The sequence below is a fragment of the Streptomyces sp. NPDC008001 genome, from assembly GCF_042958085.1.
GTDB lineage: Bacteria > Actinomycetota > Actinomycetes > Streptomycetales > Streptomycetaceae > Streptomyces.
In genome coordinates, this window is the sequence record NZ_JBIBIZ010000012.1 from 92,639 (window position 1) to 117,415 (window position 24,777).

The window sequence follows — 24,777 nt, forward strand, 5'->3', positions numbered from 1 at the left end:
GTCAGGGTGTCGGGCGTTGTCCGTGAGTGGTGTGCCCGCGTGGTGGGGGTGTCTCGGCGGTGGTGTGGGGTGTGCCGTGTGGCCGCGGGGCGGGGGTGGGTTCCACGCTGGTGCGGGCAGGCTGGGGCAGATGTTTGTCGAGGTAGTCGGCCAGCGCGGTGATGGTCGCCCCGCTGTGCAGGACGGTACGGGGCAGCGGGATGCTCAGGGACTGCTGGAGGCGGTTGCGGAGCCGGACGGTGATGAGGGAGTCCATGCCCAGGGCGGGCAGCGGGATCTGTGCCTCGACGCGGTGGGGTGAGCAGCCCAGAAGGGCGGCGGCCTGATCGGCAAGGAAGTCCTGCAGCAGCTGGTGGCGTCGGCCGGATGGGGCCTGCAGCAGTGCTTGGAGTCGCGCGTCCCGGCCGGTGGGGTCGTCGGCCTGGCTGGTGGATGCGGCGGCGGGCAGGAGGGGGCTGAGGTAGGGGGAGGCGGCAACGGCCGGGTAGGGCTCGAGCCAGCCGGCGAGGTCGAGGGTGACGAAGCCGGTGTGGGTGCGGGCATGGGTGAGCAGGAGTTCGAGCCCGGCCAGGGCGTCGTCGAGGGGGATGGTGGCGAAGCCGCGGTCGCCCAGGGTGCGGGCGCCGATGCCGGTCTCGGCCCAGGCGCCCCAGTTGATGCCGGTGGCGGGCAGGTCGGCGGCGGCGCGGTGGGTGATGAGGGCGTCCAGCCAGGCGGAGGCGGAGGCGTACGCGGTCTGGCCGGGAGAGCCGAGGAGGGGGACGAAGGAGGAGAAGCCCACCCACCAGTCCAGGTCGAAGGATGTGCTGGCCTGGTGCAGCAGCCATGCTCCTTGTGCCTTGGGGCGCCAGACCCGCTCCAGCAGATCCTCGGTGAGCGCGGTGGCGGTGGCGTCGTCGACCACGGCCGCGGCGTGGATGACCCCGCGCGGGGTGTGGCCGTGGTGTTCGGCGGTGCGCAGCAGATGTTCGGCGGTGCCGGGCTCGGCCAGGTCGGCGCAGATCACTTCGATCCGGGTGCCGGTGTGCCGCAGTTCGCTCAGGAGGGTCTGGGTGTGCCGGCCGGGTGGGGTGCGGCTGTTGAGAACGATGGTGCCCGCGCCTTTGCCGGTGAGCCAGCGGGCCAGCACCATGCCCAGGCCGCCGAGCCCGCCGGTGATCACGTAGGCGCCGTCGGGGCGGACGAGGGGGACGCGGTCCGGCGGCAGGGAGGCCGTGACCGTGCCGGTGGGCCACCGGTAGGCCGCGAGTTCGCCGGAGGGGGCTTGGCGGGTCGTGTGCTCGAGGGGCAGCTGGGTGACGGGCAGCAGCGGCAGTGTCTCCCGGTCGAGAGCCTCGGTGACGTTGCGGAGCAGGCATGCAACGGCACCGGGGGTCGCCTTGAGCATTGCCGCGATGTTCATGGCGCGTGCTGCGGTGCCCTGCGCACCGGCTCCGGCCGGGTGGGGGACGCTGGTCAGAAGCTGGCCGGCCGGTGCCAGGAGGCGGTGGGGGCGCGGATCGGGATCGGGGGTGGTGTCGATGATGATGTCCCACAGGCCGCTGCGGTCGGTGGCCGCGGTGCTGGTGTGCACTTGGGCCCCGGCAGCGGTGGCCGTGTGCCGGAGGGCCGTGGCCAGGGGCTGGGAGCCGAGGATCAGGACGCGGTCGCCGGGGCGGACGCGGGCCACGTGGTGCAGGCCGTAGTGGGCGGTGAGGTAGGGCAGCAGTGAGCCGGCCAGGGGCGCGGCGTCGAGGTGGGCGGGCACCGGTACGCACCAGCGGTCTTCGACGGTCAGATGGCTGACCAGGTCCGCTTCGGCAAGGAGGACGACCACCTGCTGCCCGACGGCCAGGGTCGTCCTGGACCCTGTTGCCGTCACGGTTCCGGCGCAGGTGGCCGGCGGTGGCGTGCCGGGGCCGGCTTGGGGGCGGCAGGTGGTGTGTACGGCGATCCTCACCTGGTGCCGGGCCGGCTCGGGGAGTGGTTCGGCGGCGGTGAAGGTGACGGTGGTGCCGTCGGGTTCGGCGCGTACCGGGTGCTGGTCGAGCCGGCAGGCGGTGGTGCGGCGTTCGGCCGGGCTCAGTGGGGCGGGCGCCAGGCGGGCGACGTAGCGCAGGCCGTTGCGCCAGGCCACCTCGTCCTCGGTGTCGTCGGCGAGCAGCTGGGCGGCGACGGCTTGGGCAGGGGTGCGGGTGTCGGTGTCGCAGAGGGCCAGGTGTAGTTCAGGGTGCTCGTACAGGAGGGTGCGCAGTGCTCCCCGCAGCCCGGCGTGGCCCAGTGCGACGGTGTCCTGCGGGCCGGTGGCCTGGCCGTGGTGGCTGAGGATGTGCAGGCGGGCGGGCGGGCGGCAGTCGGCCAGAGCCTGCACGACGGTGATGAGGCGGGCCGTGCGCCGGCGGGCCCGCTGCACGGCAGCGATGCCGTCGCCGTTGTCCGGTTCCAGGAGTACGACGGCATGGGTGGGTGGCTCGGTGCTGTGGCGCAGGGCTTGGTCGAGGCTCCGGCGGGCCTGGCCGGCTTCGTCGTCCAGGGGCAGGGTGAGTCGGTTGCAGGTGACCGGGGGCCGGTTGAGGACGGTTTCGAGCTCGCGGTGCCAGGGGTGGAGATCCTCGTTTTCGGTGATCAACAGCCAGGTGGCGGGTTGTCGGTTGCGAGGGGCGGTCAGCGGGCGGGGCTGCCAGCGGTGCTGGATGAGGTAGCGCTGCAGGCGACCGGTGCCGGGATGCTCGGGGGTGTGGGCGAAGCGGATGTTCTCGGCGCGGCCGACCACGTCTCCGGCGGTGGTCAGCAGTCGCAGCGAGCCGGTGACGGTGTGGTCTCCGAGTTCGTCGATGCGGACGTGGCAGTACACGCCTGTGACTGTGTCTCCGTGTACCTGCAACTCGCCGATGCTCTGGGGGTAGGCGGTGCCCTGCGGCAGGTCGACGCGGCTGGTCCACAGGGCCAGAAGGGTTTGCAGACACCCGTCCAGCAGTACGGGGTGCCAGGCGAAGCGATCGGTGTACGGGCGGGCCGCGTCAGGGATGTGCAGGCGGGCCAGTGCTTCGGGCCGCCCGGTATCCGGTGACAGGTGCAGGCTCTGTACGGTGCGGAAGGCCGGGCCATAGACCACGGAGCAGGTGGCAGCCCAGCGCTCTCGTACCGGTGCGATGTCCAGCTGGACGGAGCAGGCGCGCCGAAGTCGTTCTACCGGTACGCGGGCGGGTGGTGTGTCGTCGGTGGCGTGGGCGAGGGTGGCACCGGCGTAGGGTTCGAAGGCGTCACCGGCTCGCGCCGTCACCCTCCATGTGGCCGTACCGCCGCCCCCTTGCGCGGAGGAGGCCAGGTGCAGCGGCTCTTCGCCGAGGGGGAGGAAGGCGTCGAACGTCACCTCTCGTACGCACACCTGCTGTACCGGTTGGGTGAAGGTGTGGGCGGCGGCGGTCAGGGCCATTTCGCACCAGGCGGCCCCGGCCATCGCCGGTTCTCCGGCCGCGTGATGGTCTTTCAGCCAGCGCTCCTGCTGCGGGTCGACGGTGGCCTGCCACAGATGCCGCCCGGGCTCGGCCGGGTCGAGGACGTGTACGCCCAGCAGCGGGTGTGTGTCCGGGAAGCCGCCGTGGGCGGCGGTCAGGCCACGGCTCAGTTCCGACGGTTCGATCCAGTGGTGCTGCTCCTCCCAGCAGGTGCCGGGGGCGTCCACCAGCCGGCCCCTGAGGTGCGTGTTCCAGGGGACCGGGTAGCCGGCGCAGTGCACCGCGGCCACGTGAGCGGCGAAGTCCTGCTCTTCGTCCCCCTCCCGCCGCAGGGTGGGCACGACCACCGACTCGCCGGCACCGTGGGCGGCCAGTGTTTCGCTCATCGCACCGGCCAGCAGCGGATGGGCGTTGACTTCGACGAACAGGCGGTGGCCCGCGGCCTGCGCGGCCCGGACGGCTGAGGCGAACCGCACCGGCCGGCGCTGGTTGTCCGCCCAGTACCCGGCGTCCAGCCTGACCGGCTCGCGGGGGTCTTCGGTGACGGTGCTGTAGAAGGGGATGGACGGGGGCCGTGGCCGCACGTCAGCGAGCCGGTCGCGCAAGGGGGCGAGGATGGGGTCCATCTGCGCGGAGTGGGAGGCCACCTCCACCGCCACCCGGGCGGCCTCCACCACTCCTTCCTCTTCCCACTGGTGCAGAAGCCGTTCGATCTGGCCCGCGTCCCCGGAGATCGCCGTACTGCTCGGGGAGGCGACGACCGCCACCTCGACCCGGTCGCAGCTGCCGTCCGCCAGCACCCTGGACACCTCATCGGCCGGCAGCCGGACCACCGCCATCGCCCCGCCGCGGACCCGGGTGAGCAGCCGGGAGCGGCGGCAGATCACCTTCACCCCGTCGGGCAGGGCAAGCGCCCCGCAGGCCACCGCAGCAGCGACCTCGCCCATCGAGTGCCCGATGACAGCTGCCGGTACCACCCCGCGGGCACGCCACATGGCCGTCAGCGCCACCTGCAGGGCGAACAGTGTCGGCTGGACCCGCTCCACCCCGCTCACCACCGTGCCGGAGGCCAGGACCTCGCGCAGCGAGAAGCCGCTTTCCGCCTGCACCAGCGGCTCCAGCTCATCAAAGGCGGTGGTGAACGCCGCATCCCGGCCGATCAGCCCCTGGCCCATGCGGGCCCATTGCGAGCCGTGACCGGAGTAGACGAACACCGCCCCGTCCTGTGCCGGGCCGGTCCGGCCGGTGGTCACGGTGGCCGCCGGCCGGCCGGCCGCCAGCCGGCGAAGGCTCTCGGCCAGCTCACTGCGGTCGCCGGCCAACACAGCGGCCCGGTGTGCCTGGTGCGAGCGCCGCACCGCCAGCGTGTAGGCCGCATCCGGCAGCGGTTCCCCCGCCCCGTCCCCCTCGAGCCAGTCCGCCAGCTTCGCTGCGGACTTGCGCAAGGCTCCCGGTGAAGCGGCGCTGATCAGGAATGTCCCGGCCGTGGCCCGGGACTTGTGCTTGGGCTCCGGTGACCGCTGTGGTGGTACGGCAGGGGCTTCCTCGACGATGACGTGCGCGTTGGTGCCGCCGACGCCGTAGGAGGAGACCGCCGCCAGCCGAGGCCGGCCCGGCACCGGCCACTCGGTGGCCCGCGTGGGCACGAACAGCCGGCACCCGCCGGCATCGATCTCCGGGTGCCACCGGGTGAAGTGCAAGCTGGCCGGAACCCGGCCCCGTTGCAGGCACACGACGGCCTTCAACAGTCCCACCACACCGGAGGCGGGCTCGGTGTGGCCGATGTTCGTCTTCACCGACCCGATCGCACACCGCCCCGACCCAGTTCCGTAGACCTCCTTCAGCGCGGCGAACTCCCGCGGATCACCCACCGGTGTTCCCGTACCGTGCGCCTCCACCATCCCCACCCGCCCGGCCTCCACTCCGGCGCGACCCAGCGCCTCGGTGAACACCGCGGCCTGTGCCCGGGAGGAGGGCACGGTCAACTGGTCGGAGTGGCCGTCCTGATTGACGGCGGATCCCCGCAGCAGCGCCAGGACCCGATCCCCGTCGCGCCGGGCGGCGGCCAGCAGCTTGAGGACCACCACACCGCACCCCTCGGCCCGCAGATAGCCGTCGGCCGCCTCGTCGAAGGCCCGGCACCGGCCGGTGGGCGAGTACATCCGCCACCGGGCCGAGGCCGCACTGACTTCCGGCCCCAACGCGGCCGAGACACCGCCCGCCACCGCAAGGGGACACTCACCGGCCCGCAGGGCCTGGCACGCCAAGTGCACGGCCACCAGAGAAGAGGAGCATGCAGTGTCGACCGCCAGGCTCGGGCCGTGCAGATCCAGCAGGTACGACAACCGTCCTGCCCCCACCCCGTGCACGGCACCGGAGAACCAGTACGCATCCGCCTCCTGCGGACGCCGGTGCCCCCGCAGCAGGTTGTCCATCGAATACATCCCCGCGAACACACCCGTACGCGAGCCCCGCAGCGCCTGCAGCGGGATCCCGGCGTGCTCCAGCGCCTCCCACGCGACCATCAGCAGCAGCCGGTGCTGCGGATCCAGCCAGTCCGCCTCCCGCCCCGACATCCCGAACGCCTGCGGATCGAACCCGCCGATGTCCCCCGCGAGCCACCCGCCGACCCGCGTCAACTCCGCCACCTGCTCCGGCAGAACCCGCTCCAGCGCCTGAGCGTCCCACCGGTCCTCGGGTACCGGACCGACCGTCTCGCGCCCCTCCTCCAGCAGACGCCACAACGCGCCCAGCGAGTCGACACCACCCGGCAGACGACACGACGCCCCCACCACAGCAACCGGCTCGACGGGTGTGCCGAAGGAGCCGTCACAGTATTCGGTCATCATTCCCCCGGGTGGCGCGCACTGTCCCTTTACGCAAGCCCGCGGAAGGAACCTGCGAGCTCCTCGGGCTTCAACAGGAACTCAACCCGCAGATTCCGGACGACAGGCCGCGCTGGAACGGCATCGCTCGCTCGCCGCCTGCACGACACTCCTACCGACATTCGTCGCCCAACAGCACACAAGGCGCCACCTGACGGTGAGAACAGGCTGACGAAAGCGGTCTTCCGCTACTCGGGGAAATACCGCCACACGTGTTTCACTGTTCCCCTGCCGGTCATTTCTGCCCGGGCCAGCAACGGCTTCCCGTTCAGGTCGCGGAATTTCTCGGCAGTGCTGCGCGCATGCACAACGCCCTCGAAGCGCACCGAGTCGCCATGCACGGCTCCTGACGCACTACCCGTCAGGACCAGCAGGTCACCGCCCTGCACCGCGTGCACCACGATCCTCACGGTCGCTGTCTCCGTCCCGTCGGCCAGACGCACCGAGGTGTGGGTCGCGATATCGGCCACCTGGTGACCGTTCACCTCTCCCCCACCCGTGGCCGAATACTCCAACCGCACCATGTCGCTTTCCACATCCGTCACCCGGGTCGCGTTGACCGTGTTTTCGATCACCCCTACCACTTCATCGGACACGTCACACCCCTCTCGTCAAAGACCGGCTTTATGTATACGGTAAAGGTGAACGGAGAAAAGCAACATGGAAATTTCCAAGATCTTCCAAACGCGCAGGTTCGTAGCGTTATCGACGCTTCGGCACGTGATCCCCTGCTGCGGTACAACACGGGCAGCAGGGTTTCGGCATCAAGGCGTCTCGCGCGACGAGATCTCCGACCTTCACCACGCGGCCCGGTAGACGTGAGGCGACTCGCGGGGACGGCCACGCGGATGGAACAGACACGTGCCTCAGGCGCCGGTGAATGTGAACGCGGCCCAGAAGATGGGTGCGGCCATGGTCCGCTCCTCCGGGTCCGCCAGCACAACCTGTTCCCAGCCGGCCGTCGCGACGGCCGGGGAGAAACGGTCGGAGGTGTCGAGGTGTGCTGCGAAGAAGGCACTCTTCTCCCTGTTGGTGGTGTCGCGCACCCACTGTTGGGCGCGGCGCAGCGCCTCGGCCGGTGGGAGGCCGTCTGCCCGCCAGTACCCGTAGAACATCGTCATGATCATCATGGCGTCACGGTCGGGCAGCGGCCATTGGGACGCGACGGTGCCGGCGGCTCCAGCGCGCACGAACGCGCCGGCGAGGCCTGCGGCCTCGTCCGGGAACCGCTCCTGGGGTGTGGCGGTGTCACAGGCTGAAAGCACGGCCAGCCGGGTGTTCAGTGTGAGGGAGAAGATGTCGTCGAGGGTGAGGGTCCTGCCGCCGGCCAGTACCAGGCCGGCGTTTCCGCCGTCCCAGCCCTGCGGGATGGCGTGGCAGGCGAAGTGCACGATGTCCGCCCTGGTCAGGGTGCTCAGGACCGCTTGCTTGGTCGCCCTGTCGCGTGCCAGCCGTGTCTTGCGCGCCCAGTACGCGCCGGCCGCTTCTCCCTCGATCTCGGCGAACGGCAGCTGGGGCAGGTGCGGATCCGCCGCGCCGGGATCGGATGGGTCCTCAACCGTGAGGAGCACCTCGTCACTGGCCTGCGCGGCACGCCGTTGCGACCGTCCCAGCGCCCGCAGGCTCGGTGCGTACACGATCAGCGTGTCATCCATCGCGTACCGGCGGCCGGTGGGCCTGGATGGGTCCGGCCGCCAGGCCGCGTGCAGCGGGAGCACGCACAAAGGACCGCACGGGACGAGCGCGATCCGCGGCTGATCGCCGAGTTCCGCGAGCACAGGCCCCATCGCGCTGTTCCAGAGCCACTCGCCTGCCCAGTCCAGCATCCGCTCCCAGGTGTCACGGTCGGTGCCCCGCTCCTCTTTGGCGCGCAAGAGCCGCTCCGACCAGCCGAGCATGGGATCCGCGGCCAGATCGGGCAGCGGCAGGTAGGTCGCCCGGCCCTCACGGGCGATCACGGCGAAGCCCGACTGTTCACACGTCGCTAAGAAGACTGTGGGCGTGTCCCTGCAGGCGGCGAGCAACTCGTCGAGTTCGGGCAACTGCGGATCGGTCAGCACCGTGCGCCACTCCTCCAGGGTGAGCAGCGCCTTCTCCGGCCGTCCCGCCTCAGCCCACGCATAGGCAGCCTTCGACGCCAGTCGTACGTCCAGGCCGAGCATCCGCCGCCGATGGGCTGGATCGCCCTGGGCCTCCAGCAGCCTTCGCATCAGGGACAGTTTCACGGTGAAGGCCTCGGCGGCCTCGCGCCACGAGCGGCGTTCGAGGGACCAGTCGCCGAGTTCGTCGGCCGCCCTGATGCTGGCGGCGGGATTGCCGGAGAGCGCAGCCTCCGTCGCTGACCGAAGCGCGGTCATCCCCTCGTCGAGGTCTTCACGGCTTCCAAAGACGGCATGGCGTTCCCGCAGGGCGCGGCCCAGATTCTGAAGTGCCGCGCCACGCTCGATGAGATCGTCCTGCGCGTCGGTCACGCCCGTGCGCGCCAGTTCGACGGCACGCTGGAGCACGGCTTTGTCCCGCGTCGCCCGGTACAGGTCGAGGCAGGCCTCGGTGAGACGGTGCCGCAGGATGGCTTGGCCGTGTGCGTCCTTGCGTCCCGTGAGGCCGAGCGCCTGCTCGAAGAGTCCGACTGCCTCGGTCAGCAGGCGGGGGTCCTGGCGGAAATGGTGCTGGACGACGAGGGCTTCGCCGAGCTGCTTCCTCGCCTCGATGCGATCGTCTCTCGTTCGAGCTGTCGCCATCGCCTGACGGCCGGCGGCGAGCCCTCGGGCGAGATGATGGCTCTCTTCGGTGCGGGTGACGAGGGCGGACCAGACCTTGCATTGCATGGCCAGGACCGCGGACCTGCCCTTGCCGATCGCGGGGTCGGCGAGGGCGAGGGCGAGGATCTCCGCCGCGCGCTCCAAGTCGTCGACGGGTCCGCCACGGCCCTGACGGATGAAGAGGATGGCGGCCAGGTTGATCGCGTAGTCGGCGACGCGCGGTGACCCGCGGGACAACTCGAATGCGCGGTGGTAGGCCGGGAGTGCGGTGCCGAGGTCGCCGTCGCCGGAGTGGGCCATCGCGAGATTCAGCCAGGCGGCAGGGGAACGCGGATACATGGTGGTCATCTCGTCGGCTGGTTGTATCGAGGCTCCCTTGGCGACCAGGACCTCGAGGAGTCGGTCCACCTTGGCCGCACGCCGCTCGGCGCGGCTACGCCTGTTCCAGATCATGGCCGCTCCGCATCGCGGAGCGCGGCTTCGTAGACCATCGCGTCCTGCGAGCCCGCAAGTGCCCCATCGCGCGCCGCGCGAAGTGCGGCGATGGCCCGTGCCCGGTCGACCGGATCGCTTGTGGCCTCCGCCAACGACAGCAGCGAACGGCCGAGTTCGTACAGCGCCTCGCACCGGGCCGGTGAACCTTCTCCGGCGTGATCGCGGGCGCTTTCAAACAGCTCGACCGCCGTGGCGAGCACGTCGAGATCGCGGGTGGATTCGTAGGCGTGTTTGTGCGCCAGGCCGGCGTTGTGGCGCAGCCACCGGACACGGCCATGGGTGGCGTCCGGTTCCATGAGCCGCTGATCTGCGAGGACGTCCCGCCACGCGGCCAGGGCCGCCGCTATGTCGGCCTGGCTGCCCGTGGCCATCGATCTGCGCAGCAGGCCCTCGGCCAGCTCCATTCGGTCCCACGATTCGCGCAGCGCGCGTTCCAGGACCGCCGGTCCGACACCGAGTTCGCGACAATGCCTCAGGAACTTGATCTGGTCGAGGAAGAAGTCCAGACCTTCGCGGTCGAGCGTCGGGGCGAGGACGGAGATGACCGCGCTCGCCACCTGTTCACCGATATCGGTGAGCAGTTCGGGGAAGTCGCTCAGCGCGTCGGCCTCGTCCGCACGGGTCTCGGGGGTGAGGAACCGGGAGACGCCCGCCAGGAGTCGTTCGGCGTGTCTGACGTTCTTCGCCGGAATCTCGTAGGCGCCGATCACCAGGTGTACCGAACGGCCGTCGATCCGCACGATCGGTGCGTGGGCATCCGTCATGTCAGCCGCCTTTCACCTGACGGATCTCCCGGGGAGGCTCGGTGCAAGGCATCCCCGGCCTGCGGTGGTATGCCTCGCCAGAGGTACGCGGTCAGATCTCTACCGCGTTCGGTCTCCTCGGTGGGGTCGGCGGGTGGAGGGAGGTGCGCGGCCTCGTAGAGTCGGTGCCGGTTCAGCGTGAAGGCCGCCTCGACCAGCGTCCCGTACAACCCCGCCGAGGGGAGGAGCGAGAGGCGGTAGACCAGAACGCTCGCCGTGATCGCGGCCGGAAGCGCCCACCACGCCCAGAACGTCCAGAGAACGAAGATGATGCTCCACAACCATGCCCGGGCGGCCGTGTTGAGCCGGCTTCGCGCCGCCACGACTTCTGCCTTCGTGGGCTCGTCAAGGAGCAGCCAGAGATAGGGCCAGCACACGGCCACGTCGAGGCCGAACCGGTCGCGCGGGCGGCTCTCCACGGCACGCAGCAGGTTACCCAGCCGTGTCGGCATCACGAGATCGAGGTCGACCGGGATGGTCCTCAGGGTGAGCTGGGCGCGTACGAGAGGCCGCTGGACCCTGGCCGTCCCCTCCTGCGCCTGGTAGGCACGCCAGGCGGCGCGGGCGTCCGTCGCGAGCGCCCGAAGGCCGACCGGGGCGGGAGAGGGCGCGGCTGACGGTGACGCGGTCCGCAGGGCCTCGGCTGCCGCGGCCTGGGCGGCGCGCTGGGCTCGGAGCCGCCGGTAGAAGTGCCAGGGCACGAAGAGACGGTGGAACGGCCGGGGCCAGTACCCCTCCAGCGTTCGGAGGATGGACGGGGTGATCCGCTCCGCGAAGGCCGCTGAAAGGGTGACGACCAACAGTGCGCCGAGAAGCAGCGCCAGCTGCTGGGTGACCGGCAGCCGTGTTGCCTGCCGTCCGAGTTCGTCGAGCCTGGCCGTAAAGCCCCTGGGAGACCCCCAGATCCAGGCAGCGAGGCCGCCGAGCCAGAACCCGAGGGCGGGCGTCAGCAGGCGCGCCATCCACTGCTCGGTCGCCTTGCCGGCGAAGGTCTCCCAGAACTTCCCGATCACGCGGTTTCCTGCGCCTCGTACGGGACGCCGTCGTCCGGGCAGACGGGAATCTCGTCGCGCAGGTCGAACCGGAACCACGGTGGCCGATCGCAGCGTGGGCAGCCGTACCGTACGACCCGGATGCGCTGCGGATCCCCGAGCAGATCCTCGAACGCTCGCTCGCGCCGAGGCACGGTGAGCAGGTCGTTGGCCCACCGCCGGGTGGGCTCATGCGCGGCGAGCAGACCGATGACCTTGACCTTCACCGCTTCGCCCCGCGAGCCTTGATCGATCAGGGCGGCGAGTTCCCGGGTGATGTCCGGCGCCAGGCTCCCGAGGAGCTCCGGCAGGTGAGGTCGGATCGCCCGGGCCACGTCAAGAACCTCAGCCTCAGTGAATGCCACGTCTCCCCGCCTTGGAAGCAGCACACCACGACCAGCCGCCGATCGCGGGCATATAGTCTTGCATCCTGGTCTGAGGCAGGTGGCATTTTCGCGAGATCGGTCACGCAGCATCACGACCTGCCGGGCAGCAAGGCACGTCGGCCGCACCTGGCGCTCGGCATTACGGGGTGGATCGTGGATGCCCGGTTCAGCCGGGGGCGAGTGACGACATCCAGCGAGCTGGCCCGGCCATCCTCGTACGCCTCATCGCGGCATAGCGGTTCTCGAGAGGGTGCGGCAGCGGGAGGGGGCCAGCCGGCTCGTCAGCCGAGGCCGGTACATGCGCGGAGGGCCGGGTAGGCGGGCCGAAGCCGTTGGCGACGGCCACCTCGGCGAAGCCGCTTCAGCCCTCGGCGCCATCGCACAGTTCAGGCTGGTTCAGGTCACTGGAGAGCAGCATCTTCAAGGCCTCCTGGTGAGTGTCAGCACCGGCTGTGCGCCGCCTACTTCTTCGCGGCCTTGGCCGCCTCGTCCGCGGCGGTGGCCGTCGCACGCTCGCCGTCCTGGACCTGCTGCAGCCGCTTCAGCGTGGCGGCGATCATGTCATGGGCGCCTGTGGTGTCGCCTCGGGTGTGTTGGACTTCCACCTTGATGGCAACGCTGCCGGATCGGCTGAGCGCGTAGACGGTGCCCTGGGCATCGGGGTCGACGAGAAAGACCGATTCCTCACCCACGGTGTCCTTGCTGTCCTGCTCCTGGAGGTTCTTGTCCTGCCAGGCCGCATAGGCGCTTTTCGCGTTGTCGGGCCCGTCGAACAGACAGATCGTGGCATACGCCATGTCGTCGGTGGAGCCGTTGTGGAGGTACGAGGCCCTGCCCGCACGCACCCAGCCCTTGGGCGCCGGGCTGTCCACCAGCGCGCAGCTATCAGGAGCCTTCACAACGCCCTTGTTCCTGTAGGGCTCCCACTCACTGATCACCTCACCGGCTCCGGGGAGTGCCTGCGTGATCTGCCCCTGGGAGAGTTGCTGGGTTATGGGCTTACCCGCCCCCTCTCCTGATGCCTCTGAGGAACACCCGGTGAGGGCCGCAAGGCCGGCGAGAGCAGCAAGGGAAGTAGCGATGGTGCGTGTGCGAGGCATGGACATACTCTAAGCAACACCCCCGGCCCGGTAGGTGCGGGCTGGTTAGGCCGTGCCGTCGCCCACCGGTAGGTCGGTAGCAAGATGTGCGTTGCCGGAGCCGATGCTCGACACGCCCGTGGACCGGCTGCCTGTCTTCGACGGACAGAGCGCGGATGAGTTGAAATGGGACGTCGTCTCCCGCCGAGGCGCCGCTATGGCCCGAGCGTTCCCAGACATCGTGACGGCCAGGGAACAGGATCTGCCAGGTGACTGCATGCCGGCCGGCGTTATGTAACCTGGCCCGGCACACCAGGCCCCGGATGTCTCAGGCGGCGCTCGGACGCGATGCGTTCGCCACCGATGGTCCGGGAGCGGAAGGAATAGTAGGGCGCCGCGTTCGTCTGCGCGGTACAGATAACCTGCGCGAATGAAGCGGATTGAGCGGGCCGCCGGCGTGATCGTCGGCTCAGCAGTGGGTGACGCGCTGGGCGGCCCCTTCGAGTTCGGTCTCCCGGGAGCGTTCTCCGCGCGGTTTCCCACGCCTGGTGCCGGTGGCGAGATGTGCGGAGGCGGTGGCTGGGACCCCGGCGAGGCGACCGACGACACGCAGATGGCCGTCCTGGTCGCGGAGTCGCTGCTGGAGCGCGGTGGACTGGATTTGCCGGACGTCTTCGCCCGCTTTCAGCGGTGGGCAGCCTCAGAACCGAAGGACATCGGCTTGCAGACCGAAGATGTCCTGACCAATGGCATGCCCTGGGACCGCGCCGCCGCGGTCCATTTCCAGGTCAACCAGCGAGCAGCGGGAAACGGCTCCTTGATGCGGGCATCGACCTCCGCGGTCCACTTCGCTGCCGCCGGCCAAGAGGCCACCATGGATGCGGCCCGCCGGATCGCCGCCCTGACCCACGGTGACCGCGCGGCTTGGGAAGGCACCGCAATCTTCCACGAACTCATCCGCGTCACGTTCGAGAACACCGACCCCCTCACCGCACTCCCGGACATCCTGGCTCGTGTCCACCCCGACCACCGCGACCGTTACACCACTGTCCTCGCGCCTGACTGGCACCCCGACCAGGCGACCGAGTTCAACGGCGCCGTCTGGCCCTGCCTGGGCTCCGCTGTCTGGGCCTTGCGCACCACCACCAGCTTCGAAGACGCGATACGCGCGGCAATCGACCTCGGTGGTGACACGGACACCGTCGCCGCAGTGACCGGAGGCCTCGCGGGGGCCTACTACGGGCTGGATGCCATCCCTGCCCGCTGGACCCGGCCGCTCCACGTCCCCCTCCCAGGCTTCCACGGACGGGTACTGCGCCTAGCAGATCTGCTCCACCTTGCACACCGCCTCGGAGGCTGAACCAGGTACCTCGCTGGCCGGCACTGGAGGCCGGGCGCTGGAACTCGCGGTCGGGACCGGCCGCATCGCTCTTCCCCTTGCGGGCCTCGGTATCCCAGTCGCCGACATCGCCGTCTCCCCAGTCATGCTCGACGAACTGCACCGCCACCGCGGCGACCGGGCCATCACATCGAGGCGACCATGCCGCGCGCCCCCGGGCCTCCTCGCCGGTACGCCAGCAACGCGCCATCCGTGACCTGGCCGACGACCACCTGAGCCTGTCCGCGACCACCCACGACCCCTTCGCCCAGACCATCCGGCCGGGCCCGAGCGCAGATGTGCGTGAATCTCGGGGCCACTGCGACAGTTGGTCAGGTGAAGTCGGTTTCCGGTAGGGCAGTCGTCGTCCTGGTCGTTCTCGTCGTTCGTACGGGTCGACGCAGCGCGCAGACCGCTCCTGCGCTGGTGCGGCGCTGCAGCGTCGCTCGGTTGCGGCCGCCCGTTCCCGGACGAGGCGTCGCCCACCGCTTCGCAGACCTCCGCCGCGCCCCGTGCACTCCGGCACCCGCTCGCTCGGCTGAAGCTCCACTCGGAGCACCGGAGAAGAGACGCGATCTCCGCGATGACTCGAAAGCAAACGATGCCCCTCCGCGGCCATTGTTCATGTGTGCCCGGGGAGCCCCGTACGGGTGAGGAAGGTCTCCTTCCTCCTTGGGGGGCGCAAGAAGGGGGAAGGGTCTGACGATGCGGGTCAAGTCACGCCGGGGGTGGGGGATTTGCCGAGTTCGGGTGATGCGGACGGGCACATGGCCGCAAGGGGTGAGTGGCCGGCTGGAGCGGTGGCCGTCGTGGGTGTGGCGTGCCGGCTGCCTGGCGAGATCGATTCCCTGGACGGACTGTGGGCGGCATTGGAAGAAGGCCGCGATCTGGTCGGGGAAGTGCCCGAAGGGCGGTTCGAAGTCGCCCGGTGGTGCAGGCCCGGGCACCCGGCACCGGGCAAGTCGTACTCGGCGAGCGGCGGATTCCTGAAGGACGTCGCGGGCTTCGACGCGGACTTCTTCGGGATCGCTCCGGTGGAGGCGTCCCGGGTGGATCCGCAGCAGCGTCTGCTGCTCGAGTGCGCGGTGGAGGCGTTCGACGACGCCGGCATCGACCCGGCCGGGCTGGCGGGCAGCGACACCGCGGTGGTGATGGGGGTGTCGTCCCGGGACTACGCGGACCTGCTGCAGCGGCGCACCAGAATGTCCAATGCTTATTCGATGAGCGGCTCGGCGTCCTGCAACACGGCCAACCGCCTCTCCTACGTCTTCGATCTGCGCGGGCCGTCGCTGGCGGTGGACACCGCGTGTTCGTCGGCGCTGGTGGCCGTGCACCAGGCGTGCGAGGCCCTGCGGTCCGGGCGCGCCGCGCTGGCCCTGGCCGGCGGGGCCAACGTGCTGATCAACCCTGCCGGATTCGTGGGGTTCTCGCACGCGTCGATGCTCTCCCCCACGGGGCGGTGCCGGCCCTTCTCCGCCGCGGCGGACGGGTACGTACGGGCCGAGGGCGGCGGGGTGTTCGTCCTCAAGCCGCTTGAGGCGGCCCTGGCGGACGGTGACCGGGTGCACGCGGTGGTGCTGGCCTGCGGGGTCAACGCCGACGGTCGCACAGCCGGGCTGGCGCTACCCAGTGCGGGGGCCCAGGCCGCGCTGCTGGCAGACGTCCTCGGCGCCGCGGGTGCGGGGCCGGACGATGTGGTGTACGTGGAGGCCCACGGTACGGGTACCGCGGTGGGGGACCCGTTGGAGTGCGAGGCGTTGGGCCGGGCGCTGGGCCTACGGCGTCGTAGTGGGGCGTTGCCGGTGGGGTCGGTGAAGTCCAACCTGGGGCATCTTGAGGCGGCCTCGGGCGTAGCGGGACTCCTCAAGGCACTGCTGGTGCTGCGCGAGGGGCGTATCCCGGCGTCCTTGCACGCCGCTCCGCTCAACGACGCCATCGATTTCCCGGGGCTGGGCCTGGAGCCGGTGACGGTCATGCGGCCGTTGCCCGAGGTGGGCCGGGGCGTGGTGGGCGTCAATGCGTTCGGGTTCGGTGGGGCGAACGCGCACGTGGTGCTGGCGTCCGCCCCCGCGCCGGAGAAGGGTGCCGAGGAAACGGCTGTGGCGGGGCCGGGCGAGGGCCGGTTGCCGTTGCTGGTCTCGGCCCGTACGTCCGAGGCGTTGTCCGCTGCCGCCGATCGTTGGGCCCATCACCTGGAGCGGGAGGCGGCGGGGGATCGGAACCGGCTGGATTTCTACGATGTGGCGTTCACCGCCTGGCATCGTCGTGCCCGCTACGAGCGGCGTCTGGTGGTGCTGGCGGCGAATGCCGAGGAGGCTGCCGAGAGGCTGCGGACGGCGGCCGGGGGCGATGCCGCTCCGGGAACGGCCCGGGCGGCAGGGGTGCGCGGCGGCCGGGTGGGGTTCGTCTTCAGCGGCAACGGGTCCCAGTGGGCGGGCATGGGCGCTGCTCTATTGCGGGAGGACACCGCTTTCCGCCAGGAGGCCGCCGCGCTCGACGCCCTGCTGACGCCGCTCCTCGGTTGGTCGGTCGTGGAGGAGCTGGCCGCGCCGGCCGACGACGGGCGGTGGGAGCGGACCGAGATCGGGCAACCCCTGTTGTTCACACTACAGGCGGCGCTCGCGGCGGCGCTCGGTGCGCGCGGCATCGTGCCGGAGGCGGTGGCCGGGCACAGCGTGGGCGAGGTGGCGGCGGCCTACTGCTGCGGGGCGTTGGACCGGGAAGCCGCCTGCCGGGTGATCGCGGAGCGCAGCCGGGCCCAGGCCGTGACGGCGGGGTCCGGGCGGATGGCCGCAGTCGGGCTCGGGCTTGCCGACGCCGAGCGGCTGCTGGTGTCCCTCGGCGTGAGGGGACGCTTGGTGATCGCGGCCGTCAACGGTGCCCGCGACGTCACCGTGAGCGGCCAGGCAGCGGCGCTGGCTGAATTGGAGGCCGCGCTGGCCGACCGGGAGGCGTTCTTCAAGGATCTCGGGTTGGACTACGCCTTTCACAGCCCGGCCATGGAAGCCCTCAAGCTCCCGTTGCAGCGGGCTCTGACCGGCTTGCAGTCCCACGTCCCCGGGATCCCGATGTACTCCACGGTCACCGGTGGCCTCCTCGGCGGAGAAGCGCTCGACGGCCGGTACTGGTGGCGCAACGTGCGGGAACCGGTGCTGTTCCACGACGCGATGGAGGCGATGGCCGGCTCCGGTGGGTGCGATGTGCTCGTGGAGATCGGCCCGCACCCCGTCCTGAGTCCCTACCTGCGCCGTATCAACGGCGGGAGTGCGCGACCCATCGAGGTCGTACCCACCTTGTCCCGCGGCGAAGACGACCCGGCTGCGCCGGACACGGCCTTGGCGCACGTGCTGGCGGCGGGGGCCCGGATGGACGACGGCCGGGTCTTTCCGCGCCGGGGCCGGGTGGTCTCTCTGCCGGCGTACCCCTGGCAGCGTACGCGGCACTGGACAGGTAGCCCGGCATGGTGGCGGGAGGCGCCTGTCGAGGAGGGCGCGGCCGCCTCGGCGGAGCATCCGCTGCTGGGCGTCAGGCAGTCCTCGTCGGCCGCGGCGTGGCAGCAGGAACTCGACCCCGGGGTCGTGCCGTGGCTTGAGGACCATCGGGTCGGGGACGCGGTCGTCCTGCCGTTCGCCGCCTACACGGACATGGCTCTGGGTGCCGGCCGGCAAGTCTTCGGCGAGGGACCGGTGGAGATCATCGGGCTGTCGGTCGTGAAGGCTCTGACCGTGCCGGTGGACGATCCGACGATGAACCCGCGCCTGCACACGACGCTGGCCGGCGACGGTGCCTTCACCGTCGCCGGCCGCACCGCGGACCACGGGGACTGGACGGAACACGCCCGGGGCCGAGTGCGGCGGCTGCTGGCCGACCGGCCCCCCGCGCTGGATGTCGAGCAGATCCGCTCCCGCCTGACCGGCTCCCTCTCCGCGCCGGAGCACTACGAGCTGTGCGCGCGGGCCGGGCTGCGGTACGGGACGACGTTTCGCACGCTCACTCGCCTGTGGACAGGAGCGGGTGAGGTGCTGGCCGACTACGCCGCTGCCGGCGAGCTCGACCCACGGCACCCGGCGCATCCGGCTGTCCTGGACGGTGCTCTCCAGGCCCTGCTGCCGCTGCTCGCCACCGGGAACGACCGGCCGGTCCTCTACCTGCCCACCGGCCTGGGCGGCGTACGCAGCTGGCGGACCATGCCGGCCCAAGGGCTGATCCACCTCAAGTCCCGTTCGGTCAGCGCCCAGGAAGCCGAGTGGGACGTGACCGTCGCCGGGCCCGACGGGGCAGTCGCCCTGGAGCTGTCGGCGTGCCGCGCCCGGCGGTTCGAGGGTGTCGGCTCGCCCGAACCGACCGTCCTGACCGAGGTGCTGCGCGTCGCCCCCCGGCCCGGGCCGTTAGCCGATCCGGCGCCCTTGCCCGGCCCGGACGAGGTCCTCGCTGCCTGCCGGACCGTCTTGGGGGGCCTTGAGGCGGAGCAGCCCGCCCATCTCTACGCCACGTTGAAAACCCGGCTTTCGGAGCTGATTGCGCACTTCGTCACCGCTGCCCTGCAGCAGATCGTGCCCGGCGCGACCTCCTTCTGCCCGGACGATCTGATCGTCGCCGGTGTGTCACCACGACATCGCCGGCTCCTGGAATCCCTCATGGACCTGTCGGTGCAATGCGGGATGCTGACCGAGCACGGAAAGGGCCGGTGGCAGCCGACGGCCCGCCCCACGCCCGAGTCGCTGTTCGCCGCTCTGCTGCGCGACCACCCGGGCGGATCGATGGTTGCCCTCATCTACGGGATCTGCGGCCGGGAGCTGCCGAAGGTACTGCGCGCGGAGTCGGACCCGTTGGAGCTGCTGTTCTCCGAGCCCGATGCTCTGGCGACCCGCTTCTACGACCACTCATGGATCACACGCCGCCAGAACAGACTGGCTCGGTTCGCGCTGCGCACCATGGTGGCCCACTGGCCGGCCGAGCGACCACTGCGGATTCTGGAAGTCGGCGCCGGCACGGGCGGCACCACCGCGGACCTGCTCCCCGAACTGCCTCCTGAGGGCACCCGCTACACCTACACCGACGTCTCTGCCTCCTTCTTCGTCCAGGCGCGCTCCCGCTTCGCCGCCTACGACTTCGTCGACTACCAGGTCCTCGACCTTGACAGCGACCCGGCGGAACAAGGCTTCAGCCCCGGCTCCTTCGACCTCGTCATCGCCGCCAACGCCCTGCACACCGCCCGCGACCTGAAGGCTGCCCTGCGCCGCATCCGCGGCCTGCTGGCCGACGGAGGACAACTGCTCGCGGCGGAGACGCACACCCACGACATGCTGGTGCCGGTCTTCGGCCTCCTGGACTCCTACTGGGGGTCCACCGACACCGGACTACGCCCGCACGGCCCCCTGCTGCCCCGCCACACGTGGCCCGATGTCCTCCGGGATTGCGGCTTCACCAGTGTGGCGCACACCGGTGACGTCACCGAACCCGCCGGCAGCGACTACTCGGTCCTCCTGGCCGCGCGCGCTCCGCACCCGGCGGACCGCCGGCCGGTCACCACGGCCGAAGGCCGGTCCGACGCCGCTCCGAGGAGGTGGGCGGTGGCCTGCGTGGACCTCCACAGCGGCCCCGACGCCCAGCGAGCCGTCACCGAGGTGCTGTGCGCTCAGGACGACGACCCGGTCAGTGCCGTCCTCACCCCTCACGAGGCCGGCGGGTGGGCCGAGTTCCTGGCAGACCGCGAAGGCCCGGCCGGCATCGTCCTGATGTCGACACAGGCCTCTGCCACCACGCCCGCGGAGACCACAAAACGCGCCGTACACGCTCTCGCGGTACTGCGCGCCCTGGCCACCGCCCGGCAGCAGGCGCCCACCCGGGCCCGGACGATGGTCTGGCTGGTCACCCTCTCCCCGGACGGGGTCACGTACTGCCCGCCGGCGACCTCCGGCCCCGCAGCGGCCCTCTGGGGCGCAGCGCGCACCTTGGCCAACGAACATCCTTCTCTCACGGTCCGCAGGGTCGCCCTCACAGGGGCGGTGGCACCTGACGCGCACGGCGCGGGCGACTTCGCCCGACGCCTGTGGGCGGAGCTGAGGTCGCCCTCGGAAGAGGACGAGGTGCTGCTCACGCCCCAGGGCCGGTTCGTCACACGAGTCGTTCCCGCGGGTCCCCCGCCCTCGCCGAACGGGGCCGCGCCCGCCTGGACCCTGGCAGTCGAGCGTCCCGGCCGGCAATATCGGCTCGCATGGAAAACCACCACCATTCCCGAGCCCCGGCCGGGCGAAGCCGTCGTGGCAGTCGCCGCCGCGGCCCTGAACTACCGCGACATCACCACCGTCACCGGACTCATCCCGGCTCTTCCTCTGGACCGGCGTCCGGATACCGTCCCGCTCGGCATGGAGTGCGCGGGCGTCGTCTGCGCCGTGGGGTCCGGCGTCACCGGGCTGTCCGTCGGTGATCGCGTGGCCGGTCCGGCCGACGGTTGTTTCGGCACCCACGCCCTGGCGAATGCCAGCATGCTCATGCCCGTACCTGAAGGAATGACGCCGGCCGAAGCCGCCACCATGCCCGTGGCGTTCCTGACGGTGTACCACAGCCTGCATCACCTGGCCCGCCTGGCAGAGGGCGAGACGCTCCTCGTCCACGGCGCGGCCGGTGGCGTGGGCCTGGCCGCACTTCAGCACGCCCGGCACGTCGGCGCCCGCCTCATCGCCACCGCAGGCAGCCCGGCCAAACGCCACCTGCTGCGCCTCCTCGGCGCCGACCACGTGCTGGATTCCCGCAGCCCGCACTTCGCCGACCACGTCAAGGAGCTGACCGGCGGCCAGGGAGTGGACGTGGTCCTCAACTCCCTGGCCGGAGAGTCGCTGACACGCAGCTGGTACCTGCTCAAACCCGGGGGCAGATTCGTGAAGTTGGGCAAGCGCGACATCCTGGCCGACAACGCGCTGCCGATGGGTCCCTTCCTGGCCAATACCGCCTTCTTCGGCGTCGACCTGGGCCCTCCTCTCATCGCCGGGACCTCTCTGGCCAGGTCCCACCTGACGGCACTGCGCACAGCGGTGGAGAGCGGGATATACCGTCCACTCCCCCATCGCACCATCCCCGCCACCCGGATCCAGCAGGCGTTCACCCTCCTGCAGCACTCGCGGCACTTCGGCAAGGTTGTCGTGACCTTCGACGAGCCGGTCTCCGTCCGAGGGACGCAAGCCCCGATTCCGCTGGACGAAAACGGCACCTATCTGATCACCGGTGGCCTCAGCGGTCTGGGGGCGGCCACCGCCCGCCACCTCGCCGGACGCGGGGCGCGCCACCTGACCCTCCTAGGCCGGCGCGGCACCGACACCCCCGAGGCGCCCGCCCTCGTCGCCGACCTCCAAGCGCGCGGCGTGCGAGTGGAGGCACACGCCGTCGACGCCACCGACTTCGACGCGCTACGCCGGGTACTGGCGGGCCTCGACGCCGACGGCCGGCGCTTGGCCGGCGTCGTCCACGCCGCGATGGTCCTCGACGACGCGCCCTTGACCGAACTCACCGACGCCCGCCTGCACGACGTCCTCGCCCCGAAAGTCACGGCCGCACACTGCCTCGACGACCTCACACGCAACCGCGACGTGGACTTCTTCATCGTCTACAGCTCCCTGGCAGCGCTCGTCGGCAACCTCCGCCAATCCGCCTATGTAGCCGCCAACACCGCCATGGAAGCCCTGGCGCGCGACCGCCACCGCGCCGGCCTGCCCGCGCTGGCCGTCCAGTGGGGCGCCATCAACGACACCGGATACGTCCACCGCACCGGCCTGACCTCCGAACTTGCGGCCATCGGGCTGACCGGTATGCCCGCCGACGAAGCACTGGCCGCCCTCGACCGGCTCCTGACACGACCCGACATCGTCGTGGCCTCCATCGCTCTCGCCGACTGGCGCCGCCTGAGCCGTTTCCTGCCCGCCTTGGCAGCTCCGCGAACAGCCGGGTTGCTCCCGGACACCGACGAGACGGACGCGGACGAAGCCCTGCGCGAGGCCTTGGCCCAAGCCGACGGGGAGCAAGCCCTCGTCCTGATGGAAGAAACCCTGATCGGCCTTCTCGCGCAGGTCCTGCAAGCATCCCCCGAACACATCGACCGAACTCGCCGGTTGGACCAACTCGGGGTGGACTCGCTGATGGGCATCGAACTCGCCCACCGGCTCAGCCGGAAACTCGGCCACGAGGTACCCGTCATGGAACTGGCCACGGCCACCGACTTCACCAGCATCGCCCATCGCCTTCTCATCCGCCTGGGCCACCGTCCCCCGACGGAGTGACGTCAACGACCAGCCCGCGACATCCACTCCCCTCAGCACGACAGAACGCGAGGAAACCAACCATGCGATCGAAGATGAAGAGGGCCCGGCCTGTCATCACGTTACGGCCTCCCCGCACCCCCGCGAATCTCCCGCCGACGGCTCCCATCCGATGACCGGACACCGCGCCCGCCTGGTGGGAGCCGCCGTTCACCTGCCCCCGCGGTGGAGGTCCTCCGCCGAGACCGAACGCAAGATCTCCTACCGCCTCGACCCGGCAGACGTACCCGACCCCGGCTTCCTCCTCGAAACGACCGGCGTCCACGGCGTCCACGTCATGGAGGACGACCAGAACGCCTCCGACCTCGCCGCGCTCGCCGCACACCAGGCCCTGGCCGACGCCGCGCTCACGCCGGCCGACATCGACCTGATGATCTTCGCCGCAGCCGGCCAGGACGTCGCCGAGCCCGCCACCGCCCACATCGTCGCCGCGGCCATGGGCCTGACCTGTCCTGTCCTGTGTTCGATATCAAAAACGCCTGCAACAGCGTCCTGAACGCCATCGAAGCAGCCACCGCACTCATCACCGCCGGCATGTACCGCACCATCCTGATCACCTGCGGCGAGTGCAGTTCCCGCGTCGTGCGCTGGACCATTCCCACACGGCGTCACCTCACCCGCTCGCTGGCGGGCTTCACCTTCTCCGACGCGGGCGCCGCCCTCATCCTGACCGCAAGCACCGACGGCCCGGACGATCCCGGCGTGCTTCACACCGCGTTCTGGGCGGACTCCGCCCAATGGCCCTTGGCAACCGTGGGCGGCGGCTCCCGCTGGCCACGCGAAGACTCCTCATTGGACGACGACGAACGCTACGCACAAATCGACGGCGCCGCGCTCTTCGCCGCATCACGACGCCTGGCCGAGTCAGCCATCGATCCGCTGCCCCTGACGCCCGAGTACGGTCGTCTGCCGACGGAAGAAGGCTGGCGTTCCTTCGCCCTGGTCGGGCTGCATCAGATCAACGCCTTCTACCACCGAGCCGCCATCGCGGCCTTCGGCATCCCGCCGGAGCTGACCATCGCGACAGTGGCCGAACACGGCAATCTCGGTGCCGCCACCCTTCCCTTGCAACTCGTGCGCGGCCGCGCCCGTGGCCTGGTTCGCCCCGGAGACCTGGTCGCCCTGATCGGTATGGGCAGCGGCTTGAGCCTCGGCATCGTCGTCCTGAAACTGTGACACCCCGCGGCAGCCTCGCCTTCGCCGCCACGCCCGTGACCCTCGCGGCCGGGCGCTCGGCCCGAGCAAAGGGGGCGGTCAGGCCGCTGTGTTCCGCCAGGTGTCCAGGACGGCTTGGACGGCGTTGGAGACCTTTCCCTGCTGATCGTCATCGGCTCACTGGTGGGCGTCGTGCTCGCTGAGCCGGACCGTCGGCCCGGTGATGGTGGCGGTCGACTGCCTCACCCTGGGACAGCGCCGTGCCTTCCGCCACGTCTCACCCGTGTCTTCGCCCCCGGCCTCCGTACGGGCCTTCACACAAGCGCATCCGGTCTGCGTCGGGCGTCCACCGCCGCCCACGACTGTGCCGCACAAGCGGCACGGCGGCTTCCTTAAAGCCTCCAGAAAACCTTGAGAAGGCCCTTCTCGGCCTTTCGCGGCCGAAAATACTCTTCATAAAACCTTTACATAGGCCATTGAATGCCCGTGACCAATACTGATCCCTCATCAGCGCATCAGTGCACTCTTCACACTTGGGAGACACTCCATGAGACGACTCCGCACCGCGGGTCTGGCACTTCTCGGCGCGACACTCGTCGCCTCCGTCACGGCGAGCCCGGCCCAGGCATCGCCGGGCGAGACCCGCACGGTGTGCGCCGACTCGATGACCCCGGACGGCTGGGTCGACGTGAACTGGGGCACCAGCGCCTCGTGCCGCGTGATGAGCGGCTCGAACATCAAGATGATCAAGCAGCTCGACGGCCTCCCCGTCGGCACCCAGGTCAACGCCTGCGCCAGCGCACAACCGCCGAAGGGCTGGACCAAGATCCAGACCTACTACAGCGGCGGCTGCGTGGTCTTCGTCAACTCCTCCTTCACCCCGAACGCCTGGCTGCTGCAGAAGACCTCCTGACCGGAAGGCGGCGAAGGCGTGACAGCCGGCCAAGCGGCCGTCACCGACGAGCTCACCCGGTCCGGAGGCGTGCGACCTCGGCGTACGAGACGGAACGAATACGGGGCACGCAGCACATCCACTGGCGACGCACCGGCGGGC

At 70.6% G+C, this 24,777-nt stretch carries 12 protein-coding genes; 5 read left to right on the forward strand and 7 right to left on the reverse strand.

All coding sequences use genetic code 11. The features are described from left to right. Nucleotide 1 precedes the first annotated feature (1 nt). The 7 genes from ACFZCD_RS30435 to ACFZCD_RS30465 form a co-directional block, all read right to left on the reverse strand. Nucleotides 2-6,283, reverse strand: coding sequence for an acyltransferase domain-containing protein (locus ACFZCD_RS30435; RefSeq protein ID WP_391836279.1), 6,282 nt, complete (start codon nucleotides 6,281-6,283; stop codon nucleotides 2-4). A gap of 227 nt (nucleotides 6,284-6,510) precedes the next feature. Next, nucleotides 6,511-6,918 carry a hypothetical protein gene (locus ACFZCD_RS30440; protein ID WP_391836280.1) on the reverse strand — a complete coding sequence of 136 codons (408 nt, stop codon included), beginning with the start codon at nucleotides 6,916-6,918 and terminating at the stop codon, nucleotides 6,511-6,513. A 270-nt stretch (nucleotides 6,919-7,188) separates the two neighbouring features. Further along, nucleotides 7,189-9,537, reverse strand: a complete 2,349-nt coding sequence (locus ACFZCD_RS30445; protein WP_391836281.1) for a CHAT domain-containing protein — start codon at nucleotides 9,535-9,537, stop codon at nucleotides 7,189-7,191. Then, entirely contained in the window at nucleotides 9,534-10,343 is an 810-nt protein-coding gene (locus ACFZCD_RS30450) for a hypothetical protein (RefSeq protein ID WP_391836282.1), read from the reverse strand. The genes ACFZCD_RS30445 and ACFZCD_RS30450 overlap by 4 nt, the downstream gene beginning before the upstream one ends. After that, complete coding sequence (locus ACFZCD_RS30455; RefSeq protein WP_391836283.1) at nucleotides 10,340-11,395, reverse strand: hypothetical protein; 1,056 nt, start codon at nucleotides 11,393-11,395, stop codon at nucleotides 10,340-10,342. Before ACFZCD_RS30455 ends, ACFZCD_RS30450 begins: the two co-directional genes overlap by 4 nt. Continuing rightward, nucleotides 11,392-11,748, reverse strand: coding sequence for a hypothetical protein (locus ACFZCD_RS30460; protein ID WP_391836284.1), 357 nt, complete (start codon nucleotides 11,746-11,748; stop codon nucleotides 11,392-11,394). The genes ACFZCD_RS30455 and ACFZCD_RS30460 overlap by 4 nt, the downstream gene beginning before the upstream one ends. A 512-nt stretch (nucleotides 11,749-12,260) precedes the next feature. Further along, a complete protein-coding gene (locus ACFZCD_RS30465) occupies nucleotides 12,261-12,899 on the reverse strand; it encodes a hypothetical protein (RefSeq protein WP_391836285.1) in 639 nt (212 codons plus the stop codon). Nucleotides 12,900-13,308: 409 nt separating this feature from the next. On the opposite strand from ACFZCD_RS30465, the gene ACFZCD_RS30470 reads away from it, so the two are divergent. From ACFZCD_RS30470 to ACFZCD_RS30490, 5 genes are all read left to right on the forward strand, one after another. Beyond that, on the forward strand, nucleotides 13,309-14,238 hold the full coding sequence (locus ACFZCD_RS30470; protein WP_391836286.1) for an ADP-ribosylglycohydrolase family protein: 930 nt from the start codon (nucleotides 13,309-13,311) through the stop codon (nucleotides 14,236-14,238). Nucleotides 14,239-15,023: 785 nt separating this feature from the next. Next, complete coding sequence (locus ACFZCD_RS30475) at nucleotides 15,024-22,529, forward strand: SDR family NAD(P)-dependent oxidoreductase (protein ID WP_391836287.1); 7,506 nt, start codon at nucleotides 15,024-15,026, stop codon at nucleotides 22,527-22,529. Nucleotides 22,530-22,680: 151 nt separating this feature from the next. After that, complete coding sequence (locus ACFZCD_RS30480; RefSeq protein WP_391836288.1) at nucleotides 22,681-23,064, forward strand: hypothetical protein; 384 nt, start codon at nucleotides 22,681-22,683, stop codon at nucleotides 23,062-23,064. After that, nucleotides 23,028-23,744 (forward strand): 3-oxoacyl-ACP synthase III family protein, encoded by a 717-nt coding sequence (locus tag ACFZCD_RS30485; RefSeq protein ID WP_391836289.1) that lies wholly within the window; start codon nucleotides 23,028-23,030, stop codon nucleotides 23,742-23,744. The genes ACFZCD_RS30480 and ACFZCD_RS30485 overlap by 37 nt, the downstream gene beginning before the upstream one ends. 526 nt (nucleotides 23,745-24,270) lie before the next feature. Then, a complete protein-coding gene (locus ACFZCD_RS30490; protein WP_391836290.1) occupies nucleotides 24,271-24,636 on the forward strand; it encodes a hypothetical protein in 366 nt (121 codons plus the stop codon). Nucleotides 24,637-24,777: the final 141 nt, after the last annotated feature.

Bases quoted from the DNA above. Each gene is read 5' to 3' on its own strand.
- ACFZCD_RS30435 (WP_391836279.1), bottom strand. From the start codon at position 6,283: ATGACCGAATACTGTGACGGCTCCTTCGGCACACCCGTCGAGCCGGTT.
- ACFZCD_RS30445 (WP_391836281.1), bottom strand. From the start codon at position 9,537: ATGATCTGGAACAGGCGTAGCCGCGCCGAGCGGCGTGCGGCCAAGGTG.
- ACFZCD_RS30450 (WP_391836282.1), bottom strand. From the start codon at position 10,343: ATGACGGATGCCCACGCACCGATCGTGCGGATCGACGGCCGTTCGGTA.
- ACFZCD_RS30465 (WP_391836285.1), bottom strand. From the start codon at position 12,899: ATGCCTCGCACACGCACCATCGCTACTTCCCTTGCTGCTCTCGCCGGC.
- ACFZCD_RS30470 (WP_391836286.1), top strand. From the start codon at position 13,309: ATGAAGCGGATTGAGCGGGCCGCCGGCGTGATCGTCGGCTCAGCAGTG.
- ACFZCD_RS30475 (WP_391836287.1), top strand. From the start codon at position 15,024: ATGGCCGCAAGGGGTGAGTGGCCGGCTGGAGCGGTGGCCGTCGTGGGT.
- ACFZCD_RS30480 (WP_391836288.1), top strand. From the start codon at position 22,681: ATGACCGGACACCGCGCCCGCCTGGTGGGAGCCGCCGTTCACCTGCCC.
- ACFZCD_RS30490 (WP_391836290.1), top strand. From the start codon at position 24,271: ATGAGACGACTCCGCACCGCGGGTCTGGCACTTCTCGGCGCGACACTC.